Here is a 17,926-nt window from a genome sequence, read left to right on the forward strand (position 1 = left end):
GCCTCCTCATTTATCCTTTGATACCTGTCGTAGCGATACCTTCCACAAAATACCTTTGCGAAAAGAAGAACACCAACACCGGTGGTAAAATAGCCAACACAGCCATCGCCATTATCTGGTTCCACTCAATAGCACCGCCGGTCGAATCGATTGTCATGCGCAGAGCTAGGGAGATAGGGAATTTTTTTACACTGTTAATGAAAATAAGCGGGTTGAAGAAATCGTTCCAGGTCCAGATAAATTGAAAGATAGCAGCTGAAATCATAGCCGGCATGCATAACGGCAGGAGGATGCGGAACAGAATTGTCGGTGGATTACAACCGTCCATAACAGCAGATTCATCCAGCTCCTTAGGAAGTCCGCGGAAAAATTGGACCATCATAAAGATGAAGAATGGAAAGCAGCCAAAGGCCGCAGGGACGATGAAAGGGAAGTAGCTATCCAGCCATCCCATATTGCGAAAAATGAGATACCGTGGAATGATAATGACAGTATGCGGCAGCATCAAGGTGGAGATCATCAGAACAAACATCAGGTTGTGAAGCGGAAATTTGAATCGTGCAAAGCCGTAGGCGACCAACACACTGGATAGCACTGTGAGCACTACCGTAGGAATCACCAGTACAAAGGTATTGTAAAAAAACGTTGTATAAGTGTACTGGCCTGTACCTGCCCACCCCTTAACGTAGGAATCCCATACAAATTTACTGGGCCATAGGCTGAGCGTACCGAATAAGTCGACGTTAGTCTTAAAGGAGCTAAAGAACAGCCAAATCAGAGGATAGATCATCAGCCAGCCAAGAAGCAGCAGGGCGATGTGTTTTACGGCATTGCGAAGCATGGCGCTTTGCGCTCTGGAAGCTGCACTTCGCGGTTGAGCCACGGTTGATGTTGGATTTGACATGTTATTTACCTCCGTCTTCATAATGGACCCATGATCTAGCCGAGCGGAAGATGAAGAGAGTCAGGATGAGAATCATGGCGAATAAGAACCAGGAAAGGGAGGAAGCATATCCCATTTTCATATTTTGGAATGCCTCATCGTAGATTTTCAAACCGAATAAATACGTCGATTTCACCGGCCCCCCGTTGGTTACGACAAATGCAGCGGTAAACTCCTGAAGAGCATTAATGGCCTGCATGACCAGGTTAAAGAAAATGATTGGCGTGAGCAGAGGGATGGTAATGGTCCAGAGCATACGCATACGACCAGCACCGTCAACCATGGATGCTTCGTACAGCTCAGCTGGAATTTGCTTGAGCCCTGCTAGGAAAAGAACCATGGATGAGCCGAATTGCCACACCACGAGCATACTGATCGTCCCGAGAGCCACATGCGGGCTTCCCAGCCAGTTAATGGGAGGAATATGAAGGTAGGACAATGCTTGATTCACAACCCCTTCCTTCATAAACAGAAACCGCCATAGGATGGAGATCGCAACGCTGCCGCCCAGAATGGAAGGCAGATAATAGACTGTGCGGTACCAATTAACTGCCTTCCCTTTGATATTCAGAATCAAAGCAATGAGTAGGGCAAAAGCTAGCTTGGCTGGAACCGCAATCAGCGCATATATAATCGTGACCTTGATGGAGGGGAAGAAATCCTTATCGACCGTCAACATTTTCACGTAATTATCCAATCCAATGAACTTGCCCGGCTTTACAACCGTGGAATCTGTGAATGAGTAATAAAACGATAAGAGCAGCGGATAAAGCTGAAACCAGAAAAACCCGATAAGCCAGGGCGATACAAATAAAAGGCCCCAGAGGACGTTGCGCATGCGCATGCTTTTCAAGTCAGATGTTCCTTTCCATATACGGGCTAGTGTTAAGAAGGGTGCTGCCCTGACGGACAGCACTCCTTCGCGCATCCCTTATTTTGCTTTCATTTCTTGGAGCTTGGAGGTAAAGCCTTCGTAAATTTCGTTAGCTGCTTGTTCCGGCGTGAGCTGGTTGTAGATCAGCTTTTGGATGGAATCTTTCACTTCCTGAGCAAGCTCTGCATTCGTGCTGATTACGTTTGGTGAAATCGTCTTCTTGGCAGAAGCGAGTTCCAGTCCTTTGGAAATGTTAGCGTCCAGCTTGCCGGATTCCTCAAGCGCTTTGCGTGCCACTGTTGAAGCAGGAATACCGCGCTGTGTGGTCAGAAGCAATGCAGCTTCTTTGTCATTGGTCAGGTAATTAATAAATTTGGCTGCTTCCTCTTTGTTAGGCGAGTCCTGGGAGATGGAAAAACCTGTGCCTGCAACGGTGGCGTTACCCGATTGAACGGCACCTAGATTCTCTGGGAAGGCACTGACACCGATTTTGGCATTAGGAACAGCTTGCTTATACTTGTCGATCGCTTGAACGTAGTCAAGCAGAAGACCGATTTGACCTTTCACCCATTTCGGATTTTGCTCCATCTTACCGACGAATGCGGTACTGTCGCCGAACGGCTCAATCGCGCCGCTCTTATATAGATTGGACAAGTAGGTAAGACCGTCAGTTAACTGAACCTTATCGAAGCCAGGAGTAAAGTCGTCATTCACCCAGCCCTTGCCTGTTTTTTGCATGATGTACGGCTGTAGGATCAGCTTGTTAACAACGTCGATATCAGCAGTTAACAGGTAGGCATCTTTATCTTGTTCATGGACCTTTTTGCCTTCTTCGATAAGCTTATCCCAGGTCCATGCAGTGTCGGCGGGAATTCCATGCTTCTGCATAAAATCCTCGTTTAAAATGGTAGTTGCCGCGAACATGCCGGACGGGACCATAATTTGCTTGCCCTTGTAGGCACCGTAATCCTTCAAAGCGGAATCCGGAATTTGTTTCATATCAATCAGGTTGCTGACGGAGTTCAAATCCAACATGAAGTCGCTCAAATCTACGGACCATTCATAAGTGAATTGGAATAAGTCCGGAGCGGTTTTGCCGGCGAATTGAGTGGCGAGCTTTTTGTTAAATCCGTCGAAGCCCATATATTCGGCTTCGATTTTTACATTCGGATGCTGCTTCATATATGTGTCGATGGCAGCGAGCGTTGCTTTATGCCTGGAGTCGTTACCCCACCAAGCAAAGCGGAGCGTAACGGGTTTGTTGTTACTTGCTGCCTCACCCGATCCGCTTCCGGTGGAAGCGCTGGGAGCAGCGGAGTCTTGGTTGGAGCCTAGGCTGCAAGCGGATAGAATGCAGAGGATGCTAAGCAATACAACAAACATTTTGGACAGATTATATAGGTTTCGGTTAAACAAAGTATTTCCCCCTGTCTTATAGTAAATTTCTGGCACAACCCCAAGTTAACATGAATCCGTTTTCACAAAAAGGGGTTTCATTTTGGAACATGGTTGATTCATTGCCCGTTTATTTTGGATTAGGTATCTTATCTTTAGATTGTTCGCTTATATTGTGCCAATTAATAAGCGCATTCCTTTTACTATTCATGAAAGGCTATAATAAATAAGGGGAGGATCGATCATGTACAAATTAGCATTTGTTGACGATGAAACGATGACTCGGGACACGCTTTGCAGCTGTTTTCCATGGGAGAATGCCGGATTTGAGATTGTGGCACAGCTTGGAAACGGCATGGAAGCGCTTAAATATTTGCTCCAACATGAGCTAGATGCCATACTTTGCGACATCAAGATGCCTGTCATGAACGGGATCGATCTGGCGAGGGAAATTCATGAACGCAAACTGCCCGTACAGGTCATTTTGCTGAGCGGGCTGAGGGACTTTGAGTTGGCGCGGCAGGCCATTAGTTACGGGGTGCGGCACTACATGATGAAGCCGGCTAAATTTCAAAATTTGCATGATGTTCTCATGCAGCTTAGGCAGGAGTTGGATGAACAAAAGGGAAGAGCAGGTGAATCTAACTCTGACTTATCGTTGCAGGTGGAAGCGAACGCACAATCCCCACATCATCCTGTGATTCAACGCATGCTTCACTATATCGAAGCCGAATACCGCAACGTAACGCTGGAGGATGTGGCACAGTTTGTGCATATGAATCCTAGCTATGTGAGCTCGTATTTTCGAAAGCTTACCGGTCACAAGTTTTCAGATTATGTACTCGCTGTTCGAATGAAAAAAGCGGCCGAGCTTTTGCGGGAGCATCGTTGGAAAGCGCTTGAAGTCAGCGAAATGGTGGGATATGCAAATGCGAAAAATTTTATACGCGCTTTTAAGCAGTATTACGGGAAAACGCCCGGGCAGTTCAAGCACGAGCATTAAATATGTCAAACAGAGCTATGCGACGCTTGCGCGAAAATTTTTCATCGAAAACCTGAGAAGAGTTATCGTGCTATCGCTCATCCCTCTGACCATATTAGGTTCCTTGTCTATCTTCATTACGGTTTGGTACATCCGCGGCTCTGTTGAGCAGAACAGTGAAAACCGGCTTAATCAGATCCATCAGCTCACGGAGGTCATACCGGCTGAGCTTGATTCCTTAAGCCTCTCCTTTGACAAGGACCCGAAAATTAAAATCCGGTTGAAGAATATATTGAATACGACTTCCTATTCCTTTGAAGAAGTGGAAGCGCTGTTTTATTTGCGCAATGTCATTGATGTCCCGGCCAATTCCAAATCCTATATTCATTCCATCTATATTTATTATGAAAATTCGCAAGGACGGTTTTTAAGCTCGCGTGACGGCATTGCACAGGTGGATTCGACACTTGATACGAGCTGGTACTCCTTCTATCAATCGGAAGCATTGAAGGCTGATGAGGAATTGATTACTCAGCCCCGCGAGCTGTTAACCAGTTCCGATCCTAGCGGGACCACGCAGGTGCTAACCGTGTATAAGCCATTCGGCGACCTGGATGTGAACGGGCATCCTCGCGGTCTCATTGTGATGAATCTTCTGCCTTCCTATTTCGCAAAATCGCTGAATTTATTTAACGATTGGCAGGGCAGTTATTCATATATCGCAGACCAAAGTGGCGCTCCGCTAATCACCTCCGACAGCTTCGGAGGCAGCATACCGCTGCCGGCGGCGGAGCAGTTAACGAAGGGGCAGTTGCTTCGATTTTCTCTTGACGGCGCTTTAGTCACCATGAAGCAATCCCGGCGCCTGGCGTGGATTGCAGTATCTGTTATACCGATGAAAGCGCTGTACAGCCTTCCACGGATGATTGTGTACATCACCTTGGCACTATCCGTGTTCTCATTGCTGCTAAGTATGATATATGCATTATGGATCACAAGGAAAAATTACCGCCAGGTCTCACAAATCGTGCATGTGCTGGAGCATGCCGACAGCCATGAGGATACCGTCCCTGCCATGCCGGAAAGAATTCAGGACGTGTACGAGCTGATCGTCAAGAACATTCTCGATACGTTTCTAGAGCAGAAGTATTTGCGTATCCAGCTTTCCGAGCGGCAGGCGAAGATGGAGTTGCTGGAGCTTAAAGCGCTTCAGTCCCAAATGAACCCTCATTTTATGTCCAATACGCTGCATTCGATTTATTGGAAGGCCTTCAACTTGACGCGTTCACCGAATGATGCCTGTGTCATGATCGAACAGCTGAGCGACCTATTGGAATATGCGCTGCGCGGAACGGATGATGCGGTAACGCTGGAGGATGAGCTTGCCAATGTAAGAGGCTATGTACAACTGCAAAAAGCACGATTCTCTGATCGCTTGAAGGTGATTTGGGATACGAATGCGGAGATGAAAGTTTGCCGTGTCGTGAAAATCAGTATGCAGCCACTGGTCGAGAACAGCATACATATCGGGCTCGCCGCACAAGATCGGCTGGCTGTTAAGATCAAGTGCCGAATGAATGGCGGAAGCTTGCATGTTACCATTATCGATAACGGACCGGGTATATCGCGTGAGCGGCTTGGGCAAATCTGTGAGTCATTCAACTCAGATACGATGCAAGGCAAGCATCTTGGACTTTTTAATACAAGCAAAAGGCTTATGCTTCATTACGGCGCAGGGAAGTGGATGCGTGTTCGCAGCAAGGAGGGGAAGGGCACGGCGATCACGTTGATCTTTCCACAATAATTCCTAAAAATGCAAATAAGTTGCCTATTAAATAGTTTAGGAGATTGCCTTGAGGCATCTCCTCTTTTTATTTACAGAGGAAATAGGCGTGTTATTTCAAATTGTTTGCGGCAGGTAATTGCGACCTGAAAGGGCTTCGATAAGAAGCTTTTTTTATGAAACTTTTCACTCCCCAGATTAAAACTAAATAGGATTGGATAGGAAATCAGAGGATTGGATTATGTAAAAGCGATATCAATCTGATACTTTATAAGAGAAGTATAGTTTATTAACTATAGGGGGATCGGTATGAATAAATGGATAAAATCAACCGCAGCATTAACGCTCACGGCTAGTTTAATGGCTGGTTGCTCATCAACCAATTCAACAACACCGCCAAGTGACAAATCTACATCTGCACCGGCAGTATCAGCAGGGGCTGCTGAGAAATTCAAAGACAAGCTGAGCCTTAATTTAATGAGTATCACCTACGAAGGAGGAGGTTGGCCTGACAAGCATCCTATGATTGATGAATTGAATAAGAAATTCAATGTGGACCTGAAATTCCAATGGGTTCCGGCGGATACCTACAATGAAAAGCTTGGGGTATTAGCTGCTTCAAATTCATTTCCTGATGCCTTTTTTATTGATCTAAATAATTTCCTGAAATGGCGGGATAAGGGTGTTTTTCTGGATGTACAGCCTTTGTTAGCCAATTATCCTAATATTACAAAAGGGTTGACACCAAACTCGTTTGGCATTGGTAATCCGAATGGGAAAGTATTTGGTGTACCCGTCTACACGCCAGAAACACGCGATACACTGGTGATCCGTAAAGATTGGTTGGATAAGCTTGGCATGAAATACCCGACTACCACCGACGAATTGTATAACGTTGCCAAGGCGTTTACCAAAAATGATCCTGACGGTAACGGCAAAGACGATACGATCGGATTCTCGTTTGCTATTAGTGGGGGCACATCCTTCGGAATGATCGATTATTTGAAATACGCCTTTGGATTAGCCAACGGCTGGAAAGACGATAACGGCGCCTTGGTTCCTTGGGAGTCGCAGAACAAAGAATTGAAGGATTTCTTAGGCTATTTGAGAAAGGCATACGCTGAGGGCATTTTGGATAAAGATTTTGCCGTAAATAAGAATAATGATCCGAGTGTAAAAGCTGAAGCCAACAAATTGGGTATCCATCAACTGGTTGCAACAGCTATTTATGCTGAAGGTTCTTCCGGTTCTGAGTTGAATATCAAGAAGGTTGCACCGAATGCCCAATGGATGACGGGTGCACCGCCCAAAGGTCCTACAGGTCTTCAAGGTGTTGGCACGGGATCCTCTTCCAACAAAGTCGTTATTAATTCCAAGATTGATAAAAACAAACAAGAACGCATCCTTGCGATTTTGGATTATTTGGCCACAGATGAAGGGGATATATTAAATAAGAACGGTATTGAAGGCATTGATTATAAAAAGACAGCGGATAATAAATACGAGAAGCTGGAACAGTTTGATAAGAACCGTCCTTTCATAATTGGCTTCTGGTTCTTCCGTAAAGCTAATCCGTTAACCACCTACCGTCTATGGGATGACCCGGCCTATGCGAAAAAGATAAATGCAATCTTTGATGAAAATGCTAAATATACGAACATTAATAAAGGAGTCGGCATTTATTCAGAGACTGCTGCCAAAGTAGGCACTTCGCTTTCTCAAAAATTGATGAGTGAAATGGTGAAATATATTGTTGGCGAAACACAGGCAGAGAGCATTGATAAGGCGATAGAGGATTGGAAAAAGAATGGTGGAGACAAGATTATTGAAGAAATGAACACGGTTTATAAAACGATGAAATAAGGCAGAATGATGGATCTGAGTAAGGGATCACCAAGCGATTTTTGCCGGGTGATCCCTTTTTATATGATCTGTGAAAGGCCTCGATAAAAGTTTTCTTATTCTTGGTTGTCCCCGTTTATTCGTGTTAAAGTTTATGAATAAGGGTTTGATGATCACCCCTTGTTTTTAGATAGGGAGGGAAACATATGTTTCAAGTATTAGTAGCAGAGGATGAACTCTGGATTCGTGATGCTGTCGTGGAAATGGTTGAAAAGCTGAATCCGACATTTAATGTTGCAGGAGAGGCAAGTAATGGCGAAGAGGCATGGAACTTTATCAACGAGCATTGGCCTAGTATTGTGATTACCGATATTATGATGCCGAAAAAAACAGGACTTTGGCTAATCGAGCAAATCCATCAATTGAATTTACCTGTCGCTGTTATAGTTGTAAGCGGTTACGATAATTTCCAGTATGCTAAGCAAGCGATGCTTTATGGCATTAATGAATATTTGCTGAAGCCTGTGGATGAAGAAGAACTGAACAGTGCTTTATTGAGATCGATGAAGCGTTTGGAAAGCATGACTGAGGTTCACGAAGGTGTTTTATTCATTCAACAGTTTATCGAATCTCTGCCCGAGCTGAAGCAGCAAGCGCTGCTTCAAGGGCTTTACTCCTTACTTGATTATATCCTGAAGCTAATGGTGCTATCACCTAGCATGGCCAAGAGTCTACTGAGTATCCTCAATTCAAAGCTTAACGACTTGTTTCATTCCATTATTCCGCAGTACTGCTCGATCCCTTTCACAGAAGAGAACGAACAAGGCATCCGCAAGCATTTTACGAGTTTGATGGATGTGTGGCTGCTTGCTTCTCCTAAATATGAGTTCCAACCATTAAAAGTTTCGATTCAGAAAGTTTGTGACTACTTGGATGCGCATTATTATGAGAATTTCACGCTTGCACGTCTGGCAGGGATGTCGTATATGAGCGTTTCTTACTTTAGCATGTTATTTAAGAAAACAACGGGACAAACTTGTCTAAACTATCTAAATCAAGTTCGTCTACAGAAGGCGAAGGAGCTGCTGCAGGAGCCCGACTTGAAAATTTACGAGATAGCCGATATGGTGGGCTACACCTCGCTGCCGTATTTCAATCGAATCTTTAAACAGATCGTGAAGATCACACCGGTGGAATATAGAAAGAATCTGGGATTATGAGTACATTAAGCCGTTATATCTCACGCTGGAAAATTTCAATAAAAGTGAAAATGGTGCTTGCTTTTTTAAGTGTGAGTGTTTTCTCGGTATTAATGCTGGGCGGATTCTCCTATTATATCTACAGTAATGCTGTGGAGAAAGAGTATAAGAACATTTCCGACGAAGCAACCACACGCTTAAACTACCATTTGGATTATTATTTTAAGCAGCTTCAGCAGTCTACGCATTCGCTCATCGCTAGTGACCGTATCCAGAAGTGGCTGACAAACCCGAACTATACCAATGTAGATTTGCAAGATGTCGAAAAAGAATTGAGGAGTTACCTTGCCATTAATTACTCGGAAACTCAGGGGATGTTTCTTATCTCCAAATCCAATCCTGTAGTTTCCATGGCTCAATCATTTGCGAAACTGGATCGTTTATCAAATGAGCCCTGGTATGGCAAGCCTCTCTCCAATAACTTGGAGATATTTCCCACGCATATTGCCAAATATGAAATTGCGAACGGAAGACCCGTTGTGTCCATATTCCTTCCTATATTCGATAAGAACACCATAGAAGTGATCGGAAGGCTTGTGGTGGATGTCTCTTTGCAAGAAATTGACCGATCCTTCCAAAGCTCCAAACTGGGAAGCTCGGGAACCTTTTTTATCGTATCCGAAGAAAATACGATCGTTTACCACCCCAATGAGGAGTGGAATGGATTGCCGATTGAGAAGACGGCTCTTGCTTCTCTGCGAATTCCGGATAATCAATTGGCAACTAAGCAGCGCTATCAGGGACATGATTATTTAATTGCCTGTTCCCGCTCTGATGTAACAGGCTGGCGGATCGTTTCCATGGTACCCTTTGAAGAGGTAGCGGTTGGCCTCAGTACGGCCCGCATTTCTATGCTGATCGTGCTTCTGCTGATTACGATTCTCGTTATCCTTATTGTCCCCTGGGTAACCAATCGGTTCATTAAACCGATTCTGACCTTGCAAAGGTTAATGAGACAGGTGGCCAAAGGAGATCTAACGGTTCAGACGGAATCGATTACCGGACAAGATGAGCTGCAGCAGCTATTTCACAGCTTCAACAATATGGTCAAGAGACTGGATCAACTGGTTATTACCAATACAGGTTTACAGGTAAAGGAAATGAAATCACAGCTCATGCAGAAGGAGGCTGGCATCAAGGCACTCCAGAATCAGATCAATCCTCATCTGCTCTATAATACGCTGGGGATCATTAAAAGTATGGCTTATCTTGAGAAGGTTCCCGTCATCGAACGAATGGCGCGTAATTTAGCGGACGTGTACCGATATACAGCCAAGATTACAGAGATGGAAGTCAAGCTGGAGGACGAGCTCGGACAGCTGCGCAAATATTTAGAAATTATACACACGAGGTTTCCGAAGCATTTTAAAAGTCAATGTTATTTCAATGATAAATTTCTGCAGCATCGGGTAGTTAAATTCATTTTGCAGCCGATCGTTGAGAATGCGGTGAAATATGCGATTGAGCCTAATGGAGGAGAAGGCGTTGTCATTGTCAGTGCCTATGACGAGGGCTCTGACCTCGTCATTGAAGTAGCGGATAACGGGCCGGGGATAGATGAGGAGGTCCTGCTGCGAATTAATGAACAGCTGGAGCAAATCTCTGCCAATGTCGATGACAATTATGGACAATTGGACTCACTTGGCATCTCCAATGTTCATGCCAGGCTTGTATTAAAGTATGGAAATCAATACGGCGTCACGCTGACTTCATTTGCAGGCAGAGGAGCGGTGGTATCCCTACGGGTGCCTATTATCACGGATGTGCCTAAATGAAGAAGATTGATATGGTAATCATAAGATATGATCATCCCTTTCAAGCCCCATTTTATTATACTTATCCTATCCAATAAGCTTAAGAGAAGGGAAGTCATGATATGGATTCAGATAGCTCAGAAAGTAAATCACAAACCATATTTTTGTTAAATAAGAAGAATCTCCTTCAGTCTTGGAAGAGAGGCATTCCTCTTTATTTAATGATTTTACCTGGTTTTTTGTTTTTTTTGATCTTTAAGTATATTCCCATGGCAGGGATCGTCCTAGCATTTAAGGATTATGATCCATTTCTAGGATTTTGGCAAAGCCAATGGGTGGGCTTCGAACATTTTGAAAGACTGTTCAAGTCCCCGGGTTTCTTTGTACTGATGTGGAATACATTGGCGCTCAGCGCGGTGAATTTATTTTTCTTTTTCCCGGCACCGATAGTTCTGGCTATTTTGCTAAATGAAATACGTTTAGCTTGGTTTCGTAAAAGTCTTCAGACCATTGTTTACATTCCCCATTTTCTCTCTTGGGTCATTGTCATTAGCATAACTTTTATTTTGTTTTCAACGCAAGAAGGCGGCGTCAATAAGCTATTGGTAGAGTGGGGGTTTCCTAGGTTTGAGCTGTTAACAAATTCCGAGTACTTTCGTTCTCTTTATTTGTTTCAGAACATCTGGAAGGAGACGGGGTGGAGCGCAGTTATCTTCTTCGCCGCACTTGCCGCTATTGATCCGACTTTATATGAAGCGTCTGTCGTGGATGGTGCCTCCCGCTGGAGACAATTGTGGCACATTACTCTGCCTGCATTGAGGCCAATTATCATTATCTTATTTATTCTCCGAGTGGGTTATGTCATGAATACCGGGTTTGAACATATTCTGCTCATGCAAAATCCATTAAACCTCAATGTTTCTGACGTTTTTGATACGTATGTGTACCGCGAGGGGATCCTTCAGGGACAATATAGCTTTACAACAGCCGTTGGATTGTTCAAGTCGGTCATTGGCCTAGTCTTAATCGTATTCACCAACCGAATGGCCAAAAAAATGGGTGAGGAGGGAGTATATTAAGATGAATACTTATAACTTTCGAGGTAAAGCCCCTGTATATCAAACTATCGTATATAGCTTGCTGATTCTAATCTTATGCGCCGAAATTTTCCCGGTCATTTATATCATTATGATGTCCTTTGCAAGTAAGCAAGAAATTGTCACCCGTGGATTTTTCCTTTTTCCCAGAGAGTGGACCTTAGATTCCTATGCTTATTTGATCGATAACCAAAACTTTATTCAAGCCTTCCGCAGTTCAGTAACCATCACGACAGTGGGGACTGTCTTCAGCATGCTGGTGACAACGCTAATGGCCTATGGATTATCCAAGTCATGGCTAAAAGGTCGAGGCCTGTTGAATTTCATGGTGCTGTTTACTTTGTTATTCAGCGGGGGCATTATTCCCATGTATTTGTTAGTAATGAACCTTCATTTATTAAACAGTTATTGGTCCTTGTTTCTTACTGGGGCAATTATCCCTTTTAACTTGATTGTGATACGCAGCTTCTTCCAAAGCTTCCCTGCCGAAATTGAAGAATCCGCCCGGATCGATGGTTGCTCCGAATTCGGCTTGCTCTGGCGCATCGTGCTTCCGCTTTCTTTGCCGGTCATTGCAACCTTCTCCCTTTTTTACGCTGTGGAATATTGGAACACCTTTTTTAATGCGATTTTGTATTTGAATGACGGGTCCAAATTGCCTCTGCAAGTGTTTCTGCGTCAAATGCTGAACGTATCGGATGGCAGTCAGGAGGTAACCGAAAGCGGAATTGAATTCAGTCCTGCGGTTCGAATGGCGGCCGTTATCTTTACCGCAGTTCCGCTGCTTGTTGTGTACCCCTTTTTGCAGAAATACTTCAACCAAGGGGCGCTCCTCGGCTCTGTGAAGGGTTAAATCACAGGATGAGGAATCATCTCCAGAATGAAAGATATTAGTGAGGAGTCAAACCTATTGAAGAAGATTACACTTGGTATTATCGGATCCGGATTTTCCGCTTCCTTCCATGTTGAGGCTTTGAGGAAGGTTACCGGAATCGAGGTGTTTATAAAAGCAGTCGCAGGCAATAACCTGGAAAGAGCGAGAGCTTTCGCCAATAACCACGGTATTCCTGTTGTGTATGACACGTATCAAGCATTGTTAGAGGATGAAGAAATTGATGTCGTTGATTTATGCGTTCCGAATCTTTTACATGCACAGATCGCTATCGAAGCTGCCCAAGCGAAGAAACACATCATCTGCGAGAAACCGATGACCGGTTTTTTTGGATCTCCCGATGAAGCTAAAGAGCCTTCGTATGCTGCCGCAGCGCTGAAAGAGGCGTTAATGTCAGCTAATGATATCTTGCAGGCAGCCGAAGAAAACAAGGTCAAATTCATGTATGCCGAGAACTGGATTTATGCGCCTTCTGTCGTAAAAGCCAAGCGATTCTTACAAAAGTCGCAAGGGTCCATTCTGGATATCCGAGCCGAACAAAGCCACAGCGGGTCCCATGCTCAAGCATCGAAAAGATTGCAAACAGCAGGGGGTGGGGCATTGATCACCCTAGGGGCCCATCCTATAGCAGCAGCTATTCATTTGAAACAAGTTGAAGGTACACTAAAGAGCGGCAAACCTATTCGCGTTCAATCGGTGATAGCCGATATAGCACCGCTTGCTAAAATAGAAGCTTCTTCAGCAGATTCCAAGCAATGGTTGGTATCAGACTATGAAAACGTGGAGTCGTGGGCCAGTGTGATTATGACCTTTACGGATGGCACGAAGGCTGTTGTTATTGCCTCATTTGCAGCTCTAGGTGGTATTAGAAATATGTTGGATATCTATACCTCCAATGCTGTGATCAAATGCAATATGACACCTAATGATGCTCTATTGGTTTATGCGCCAGACAACCATGTATTTGGTGATGAGTTCATAGCGGAGAAGCTGGAGACACGCGCGGGTTGGAATTTTGCCAGCTTTGATGAAGATTGGATGCGCGGTTATCCACAAGAAATGCAAGACTTCATGGAGAGTATTGCAGAGGATAGGCAGCCCATTTCCGACGGCAAGCTGGCACGCGATGTAATAGAAGTGATTTATTCGGCTTATCTTTCCGCGGAAACTGGCAAGAGAGTCGAATTCATAGAATGATAGGATTGAATTGGAAATCATAAGATTGATTAATGTATTCGGTTGCTGAATGTACTATTTTTATAGTGGGAGGTGACCTGGTGGACCTTAAGGATAAGACAGCCATCATTACCGGTGGGAGTCAAGGCATTGGATTTGCAACAGCCCGAGCTTTAGCGAAAGAAGGCGTTAAGGTAATAGCACTAGCGCGGGATATGGAAGTATTAAACAATTCTTTGGATTCTTTAGATGTTTCCAGTAAAGCGTTGGTAACCGGCATAAGAGCAGACGTTAGAGACGAGCACGATGTTAGGCAAGCTTTTAAACAGATTGTAGAGAATTACGGACATGTGGATATACTTGTCAATTGTGCAGGAGTAAGTATGAGCAGTAGGAAACGGCTTGAAGAAACAGAAAGTTCAGAATGGACACGAATCATAGATACGAATTTAACAGGTACCTATCTGATGTGCCGTGAAGCGCTTCCCTTGATGGCTAGCCAAAATTTTGGATTCATTATTAATATTTTATCGACAGCTGCTTATAAAAGCTCTTCCGGGTTCAGTCTCTATGCCGCTTCTAAATTTGGAGTGAGAGCTTTGACCGAAGCTTTGATAGAGGAGAACAGGAGGTCGGGAATACGTATATCTTCTATTAGTCCTGGAGCGGTCGATACGACGATTTGGAGCCATAAAACGACTCCGGTGACGGAAGAGGATAGGGCTACGATGTTAAGAGCTGAGGATATAGCTAGTATTGTTATGTATTTGTTAAGTGTTCCGACAAGCGTTCATATTGAAAATGTAACAGTTACTCCATGGCATCGATAATAACTAGATAACAAGAAAAGGAGACCATACATGAATATCGAAAAATCCACTGAAAACCCATCCAACGAGGTTTACCAACAGATTCCCACTAGTCACTATCTGAAAAACGTACGCAATGAATCTTATTATACAGGCGATTACAAGCTAGGTTTAAACTTTTACAGCTTTAGCCATAATCTAATGTCATGGTTGCAAGGCAGTACGGACGACGCTCCGCCGGTTGATACGATGCAGCTTATCCGATATGCCAAAGAAGCTGGCTTTGAGTCTGTGGATGTAACCGCTTATTATATCCCGGGGTATGAAAATTTTACATTGCCTACTAAACCGGTTGAAGAAATATTTACCTATGTAAGAAATATTAAAAAGCTTGCTGACGAGTTGGGAATTGCTATTAGCGGCACGGGGATCAAGAATGATTTTGCTGATCCAAGTGATGAGAGACGTGCTCTGGATGTGGAGAGAGTCAAATATTGGATTGATGTAGCAGTCGAAATGGGTGCGCCGGTTATCCGTGTGTTTAATGGTGAAATCCCCCAAGATCTGCAAAACTCAGATTGGGAAACGATAGCTAAAGAGCGGATAGTACCAGCTCTAAGAGAATGTGCAGAATACGGCGCGACGAAAGGTATCAAGATTGGCATGCAAAACCATGGAGACATGACTTCAACTGCGGATCAGGTGATTCGAATTCTCCAGTGGGTGGATCACCCCAATCTCGGTGTAGTGAACGATACGGGTTGTTATAAGACGTTCCAGGCAAAAACCGGTGAAGATTATGATTGGTATGATGATATTGAAGCTGTAATCCCTTATACATATAACTTCCAGGTCAAGAGAAAGCCTGCTGGGCCTAATACAGAGGAATTAACGGATCTGGAGGAGTTCTTTACCAGACTTCGCTACTCGAATTATAGAGGGTATATTCCGTTAGAAACACTTTGGGTGAATGCGGATACAAATCATCCCAAATACCTTTCCGAGCCGCCTTACGACCAAGTTAGCGATTTTCTTGCTTTAATTAAATCAGCCTCTGAGAGTACTAAACAACAACGTTTGTAATAGAAATCGGGTTACAATAATCATTAAACACGGTCGGCATTTTCCGGCTGTGTTTTTTTGTTGATAAGACAAATAGCGATAAAAACGGTACATATCAACTATTCTTACAAGGGGGTTATTGAATCAGGGCAGAATGCAAAAAACAGGAATCCAATCAAAGCGTCACTTGGAAAGGTATTGCGTTTCCCTAATACGGACATGTGCATTACACAAAGAAATAGCTGATTGCACATTAAGGAGCCTTTCCCCTGTATCTGAAGAAGAAGCCAATGAGCTACTTGGACTTCAATAACCGATACATTTACTCTTGATACGATGTGTCTACTCTTCCTTATTCCGTGATTCAGAATAAAACTTGCATGTTCCTGTCCTTCACAAAACTAAATTAACGGGACTGATGTAAAACGATTAATCAAAGAACAAATTAGGGACATGGGAGTTAAGGATACGCTAGAATTTTTAAAAAAACCTTCAGGTAGAAAACCACGAAAAAGACATGTGGAACTGTCGGAATGGTTCAATGGCTTACCTGAAAAAGTCCAGCATAAAGATTCATACAATAAACATTCAAAGCCACTACACTCCCTTGAAGAACGATAGTTCAGTATCATCTAGGAGCAGTTTACTGCCACTGCTCCTTTACTCGTTAGTAACGGGCAGCTTGATGGTGACAACAAGCATTTTTGTCTTAAGAATTAGGTAGGAATGTTCAAAAGTTTAGTTTACAAATGAAGGTTTTTTATAAGCTCTCATGAATTTATTATCTATGAAAAAATTTATTTATTATTTATGGAGATAACCCATGTCAGAACCAATAGACTTCAATCTGATGAAAGCTCAGTCAGAAAGAATTATTCTCAAATCTGGTGGTAGAGTAAATTCAAAATTGCCGATTCTTGATTATAATGGGATACGAACTGTTGAAAGTATTATAAACAGAGTATCAGTTATGTCGGGCTTAGTTTACATTGCATATCAAGCCCCAACAAAAATAATAAAGGATTGTAGAATTAATTGTTTACACAAGTGAAGAGTGGGAAACGATTAACGACTTTGACTCAATTGAACACATGCCCGAACCTAATTATGGAATATGGCATTGCAAGCATTGCGATAGAATCCATGTATTCAAGGGCTCTAAGCATGTTAAAACTTATCGTGTAGAGGATTAAGCTAACGAAAACTATAGTTGAACAATCCTGAAAAAGGCTGCCGAGAGCAGCCTTTTGTGCTAGCGGGCAGAATGTTTTTACTATATAACAGAATAAAGAGGTGGAACTATGAAATACACTTGCCCTTGTTGTGGCTACAAAACATTAGATGAAGAACCAACCTTTACAGATGAAATTTGTAAGATTTGTTCTTGGCAGGACGATGGAGTTCAATTCAACGACCCCGATTATGAAGGTGGAGCAAACGAAGTATCGTTAAGACAAGGCCAAGCGAACTTTTTAAAGTATGGTGCATGTGAAGAAAGATGTGTTGAATTCGTAAGAAAGCCAAGTAACGAAGACTTAAAAGACCCAAACTGGAGACCATTATGAGTATCAATGGAGCACTTAACAGACACGCAGATTATATTATGGTTATCTGTACAAATTGCTCTGAACAATATGTTCATGATGAAGAACATTGCCTACTTTATTATGATCCAGACGATCATTCGAAAAATTTCTTGACGGTATTCTCAACTAATGATGGAAACAAATATTACCCGATCCCATGTAATGTTTGTAGAAAACTGGATTGGAACTTTGCCATAGAAAGACATTTTCGCATGTTTTAAATGAAGGAAGGTATTTAAACAAATATCTAATTCTGAACTTAGTGATACGGAGGTTGTAAATAGGCACTTTAAATGTCCCCAGTGTGGCGAAATTAAGAAGGATATGGGCCATGATTTCAAGGCACCTAAGCAAGATGACAAACAGCAATGGACGAAAGTAGAAATGTTAAGAATTTATATTATTAGTGTCAGAATTATTGAATTAGAATTAGGATGAAACTATAATAAGCTTACCGGCCGGTCAGTAAGTA

At 43.3% G+C, this 17,926-nt stretch carries 15 protein-coding genes; 12 read left to right on the top strand and 3 right to left on the bottom strand.

What is annotated here, in order from left to right; translation table 11 throughout:
• Positions 1–10: 10 nt before the first annotated feature.
• The 3 genes from AC58VC_RS16070 to AC58VC_RS16080 are packed head-to-tail and all read right to left on the bottom strand — an operon-like array spanning position 11 to position 3,233.
• Positions 11–904: a carbohydrate ABC transporter permease gene (locus AC58VC_RS16070; RefSeq protein WP_497369728.1), complete on the bottom strand. Its 894-nt coding sequence runs from the start codon at positions 902–904 to the stop codon at positions 11–13.
• Position 905: 1 nt separating this feature from the next.
• Complete coding sequence (locus AC58VC_RS16075; protein WP_497369729.1) at positions 906–1,871, bottom strand: carbohydrate ABC transporter permease; 966 nt, start codon at positions 1,869–1,871, stop codon at positions 906–908.
• A gap of 3 nt (positions 1,872–1,874) precedes the next feature.
• Positions 1,875–3,233 (bottom strand): ABC transporter substrate-binding protein, encoded by a 1,359-nt coding sequence (locus AC58VC_RS16080; RefSeq protein WP_497369730.1) that lies wholly within the window; start codon positions 3,231–3,233, stop codon positions 1,875–1,877.
• A gap of 223 nt (positions 3,234–3,456) precedes the next feature.
• Here AC58VC_RS16080 and AC58VC_RS16085 point away from each other — a divergent pair, with 223 nt between their 5' ends.
• From AC58VC_RS16085 to AC58VC_RS16140, 12 genes are all read left to right on the top strand, one after another.
• Positions 3,457–4,215: a response regulator transcription factor gene (locus AC58VC_RS16085; RefSeq protein ID WP_497369731.1), complete on the top strand. Its 759-nt coding sequence runs from the start codon at positions 3,457–3,459 to the stop codon at positions 4,213–4,215.
• A complete protein-coding gene (locus AC58VC_RS16090; RefSeq protein ID WP_497369732.1) occupies positions 4,142–5,998 on the top strand; it encodes a sensor histidine kinase in 1,857 nt (618 codons plus the stop codon). Before AC58VC_RS16085 ends, AC58VC_RS16090 begins: the two co-directional genes overlap by 74 nt.
• A 288-nt stretch (positions 5,999–6,286) precedes the next feature.
• Positions 6,287–7,840, top strand: a complete 1,554-nt coding sequence (locus AC58VC_RS16095; RefSeq protein ID WP_497369733.1) for an extracellular solute-binding protein — start codon at positions 6,287–6,289, stop codon at positions 7,838–7,840.
• A 185-nt stretch (positions 7,841–8,025) separates the two neighbouring features.
• On the top strand, positions 8,026–9,039 hold the full coding sequence (locus AC58VC_RS16100; RefSeq protein WP_497369734.1) for a response regulator transcription factor: 1,014 nt from the start codon (positions 8,026–8,028) through the stop codon (positions 9,037–9,039).
• Complete coding sequence (locus tag AC58VC_RS16105; RefSeq protein ID WP_497369735.1) at positions 9,036–10,853, top strand: sensor histidine kinase; 1,818 nt, start codon at positions 9,036–9,038, stop codon at positions 10,851–10,853. Before AC58VC_RS16100 ends, AC58VC_RS16105 begins: the two co-directional genes overlap by 4 nt.
• Positions 10,854–11,053: 200 nt before the next feature.
• Positions 11,054–11,911, top strand: coding sequence for an ABC transporter permease (locus AC58VC_RS16110; RefSeq protein WP_497369736.1), 858 nt, complete (start codon positions 11,054–11,056; stop codon positions 11,909–11,911).
• Position 11,912: 1 nt separating this feature from the next.
• Positions 11,913–12,782, top strand: a complete 870-nt coding sequence (locus tag AC58VC_RS16115; protein WP_497369737.1) for a carbohydrate ABC transporter permease — start codon at positions 11,913–11,915, stop codon at positions 12,780–12,782.
• 57 nt (positions 12,783–12,839) lie between these two features.
• The gene (locus tag AC58VC_RS16120; protein WP_497369738.1) at positions 12,840–14,018 is read left to right on the top strand and encodes a Gfo/Idh/MocA family protein; all 1,179 of its coding nucleotides are present in this window, start codon (positions 12,840–12,842) and stop codon (positions 14,016–14,018) included.
• Between the two features lie 80 nt (positions 14,019–14,098).
• Positions 14,099–14,827: an SDR family oxidoreductase gene (locus tag AC58VC_RS16125; RefSeq protein WP_497369739.1), complete on the top strand. Its 729-nt coding sequence runs from the start codon at positions 14,099–14,101 to the stop codon at positions 14,825–14,827.
• A 30-nt stretch (positions 14,828–14,857) separates the two neighbouring features.
• A complete protein-coding gene (locus tag AC58VC_RS16130) occupies positions 14,858–15,889 on the top strand; it encodes a sugar phosphate isomerase/epimerase family protein (RefSeq protein ID WP_497369740.1) in 1,032 nt (343 codons plus the stop codon).
• Positions 15,890–16,902: 1,013 nt separating this feature from the next.
• The gene (locus AC58VC_RS16135) at positions 16,903–17,061 is read left to right on the top strand and encodes a DUF8617 domain-containing protein (protein WP_497369821.1); all 159 of its coding nucleotides are present in this window, start codon (positions 16,903–16,905) and stop codon (positions 17,059–17,061) included.
• A 108-nt stretch (positions 17,062–17,169) separates the two neighbouring features.
• Complete coding sequence (locus AC58VC_RS16140) at positions 17,170–17,433, top strand: CPCC family cysteine-rich protein (RefSeq protein ID WP_497369741.1); 264 nt, start codon at positions 17,170–17,172, stop codon at positions 17,431–17,433.
• Positions 17,434–17,926 lie beyond the last annotated feature (493 nt).

The organism is Paenibacillus sp. J22R67, from assembly GCF_059692175.1.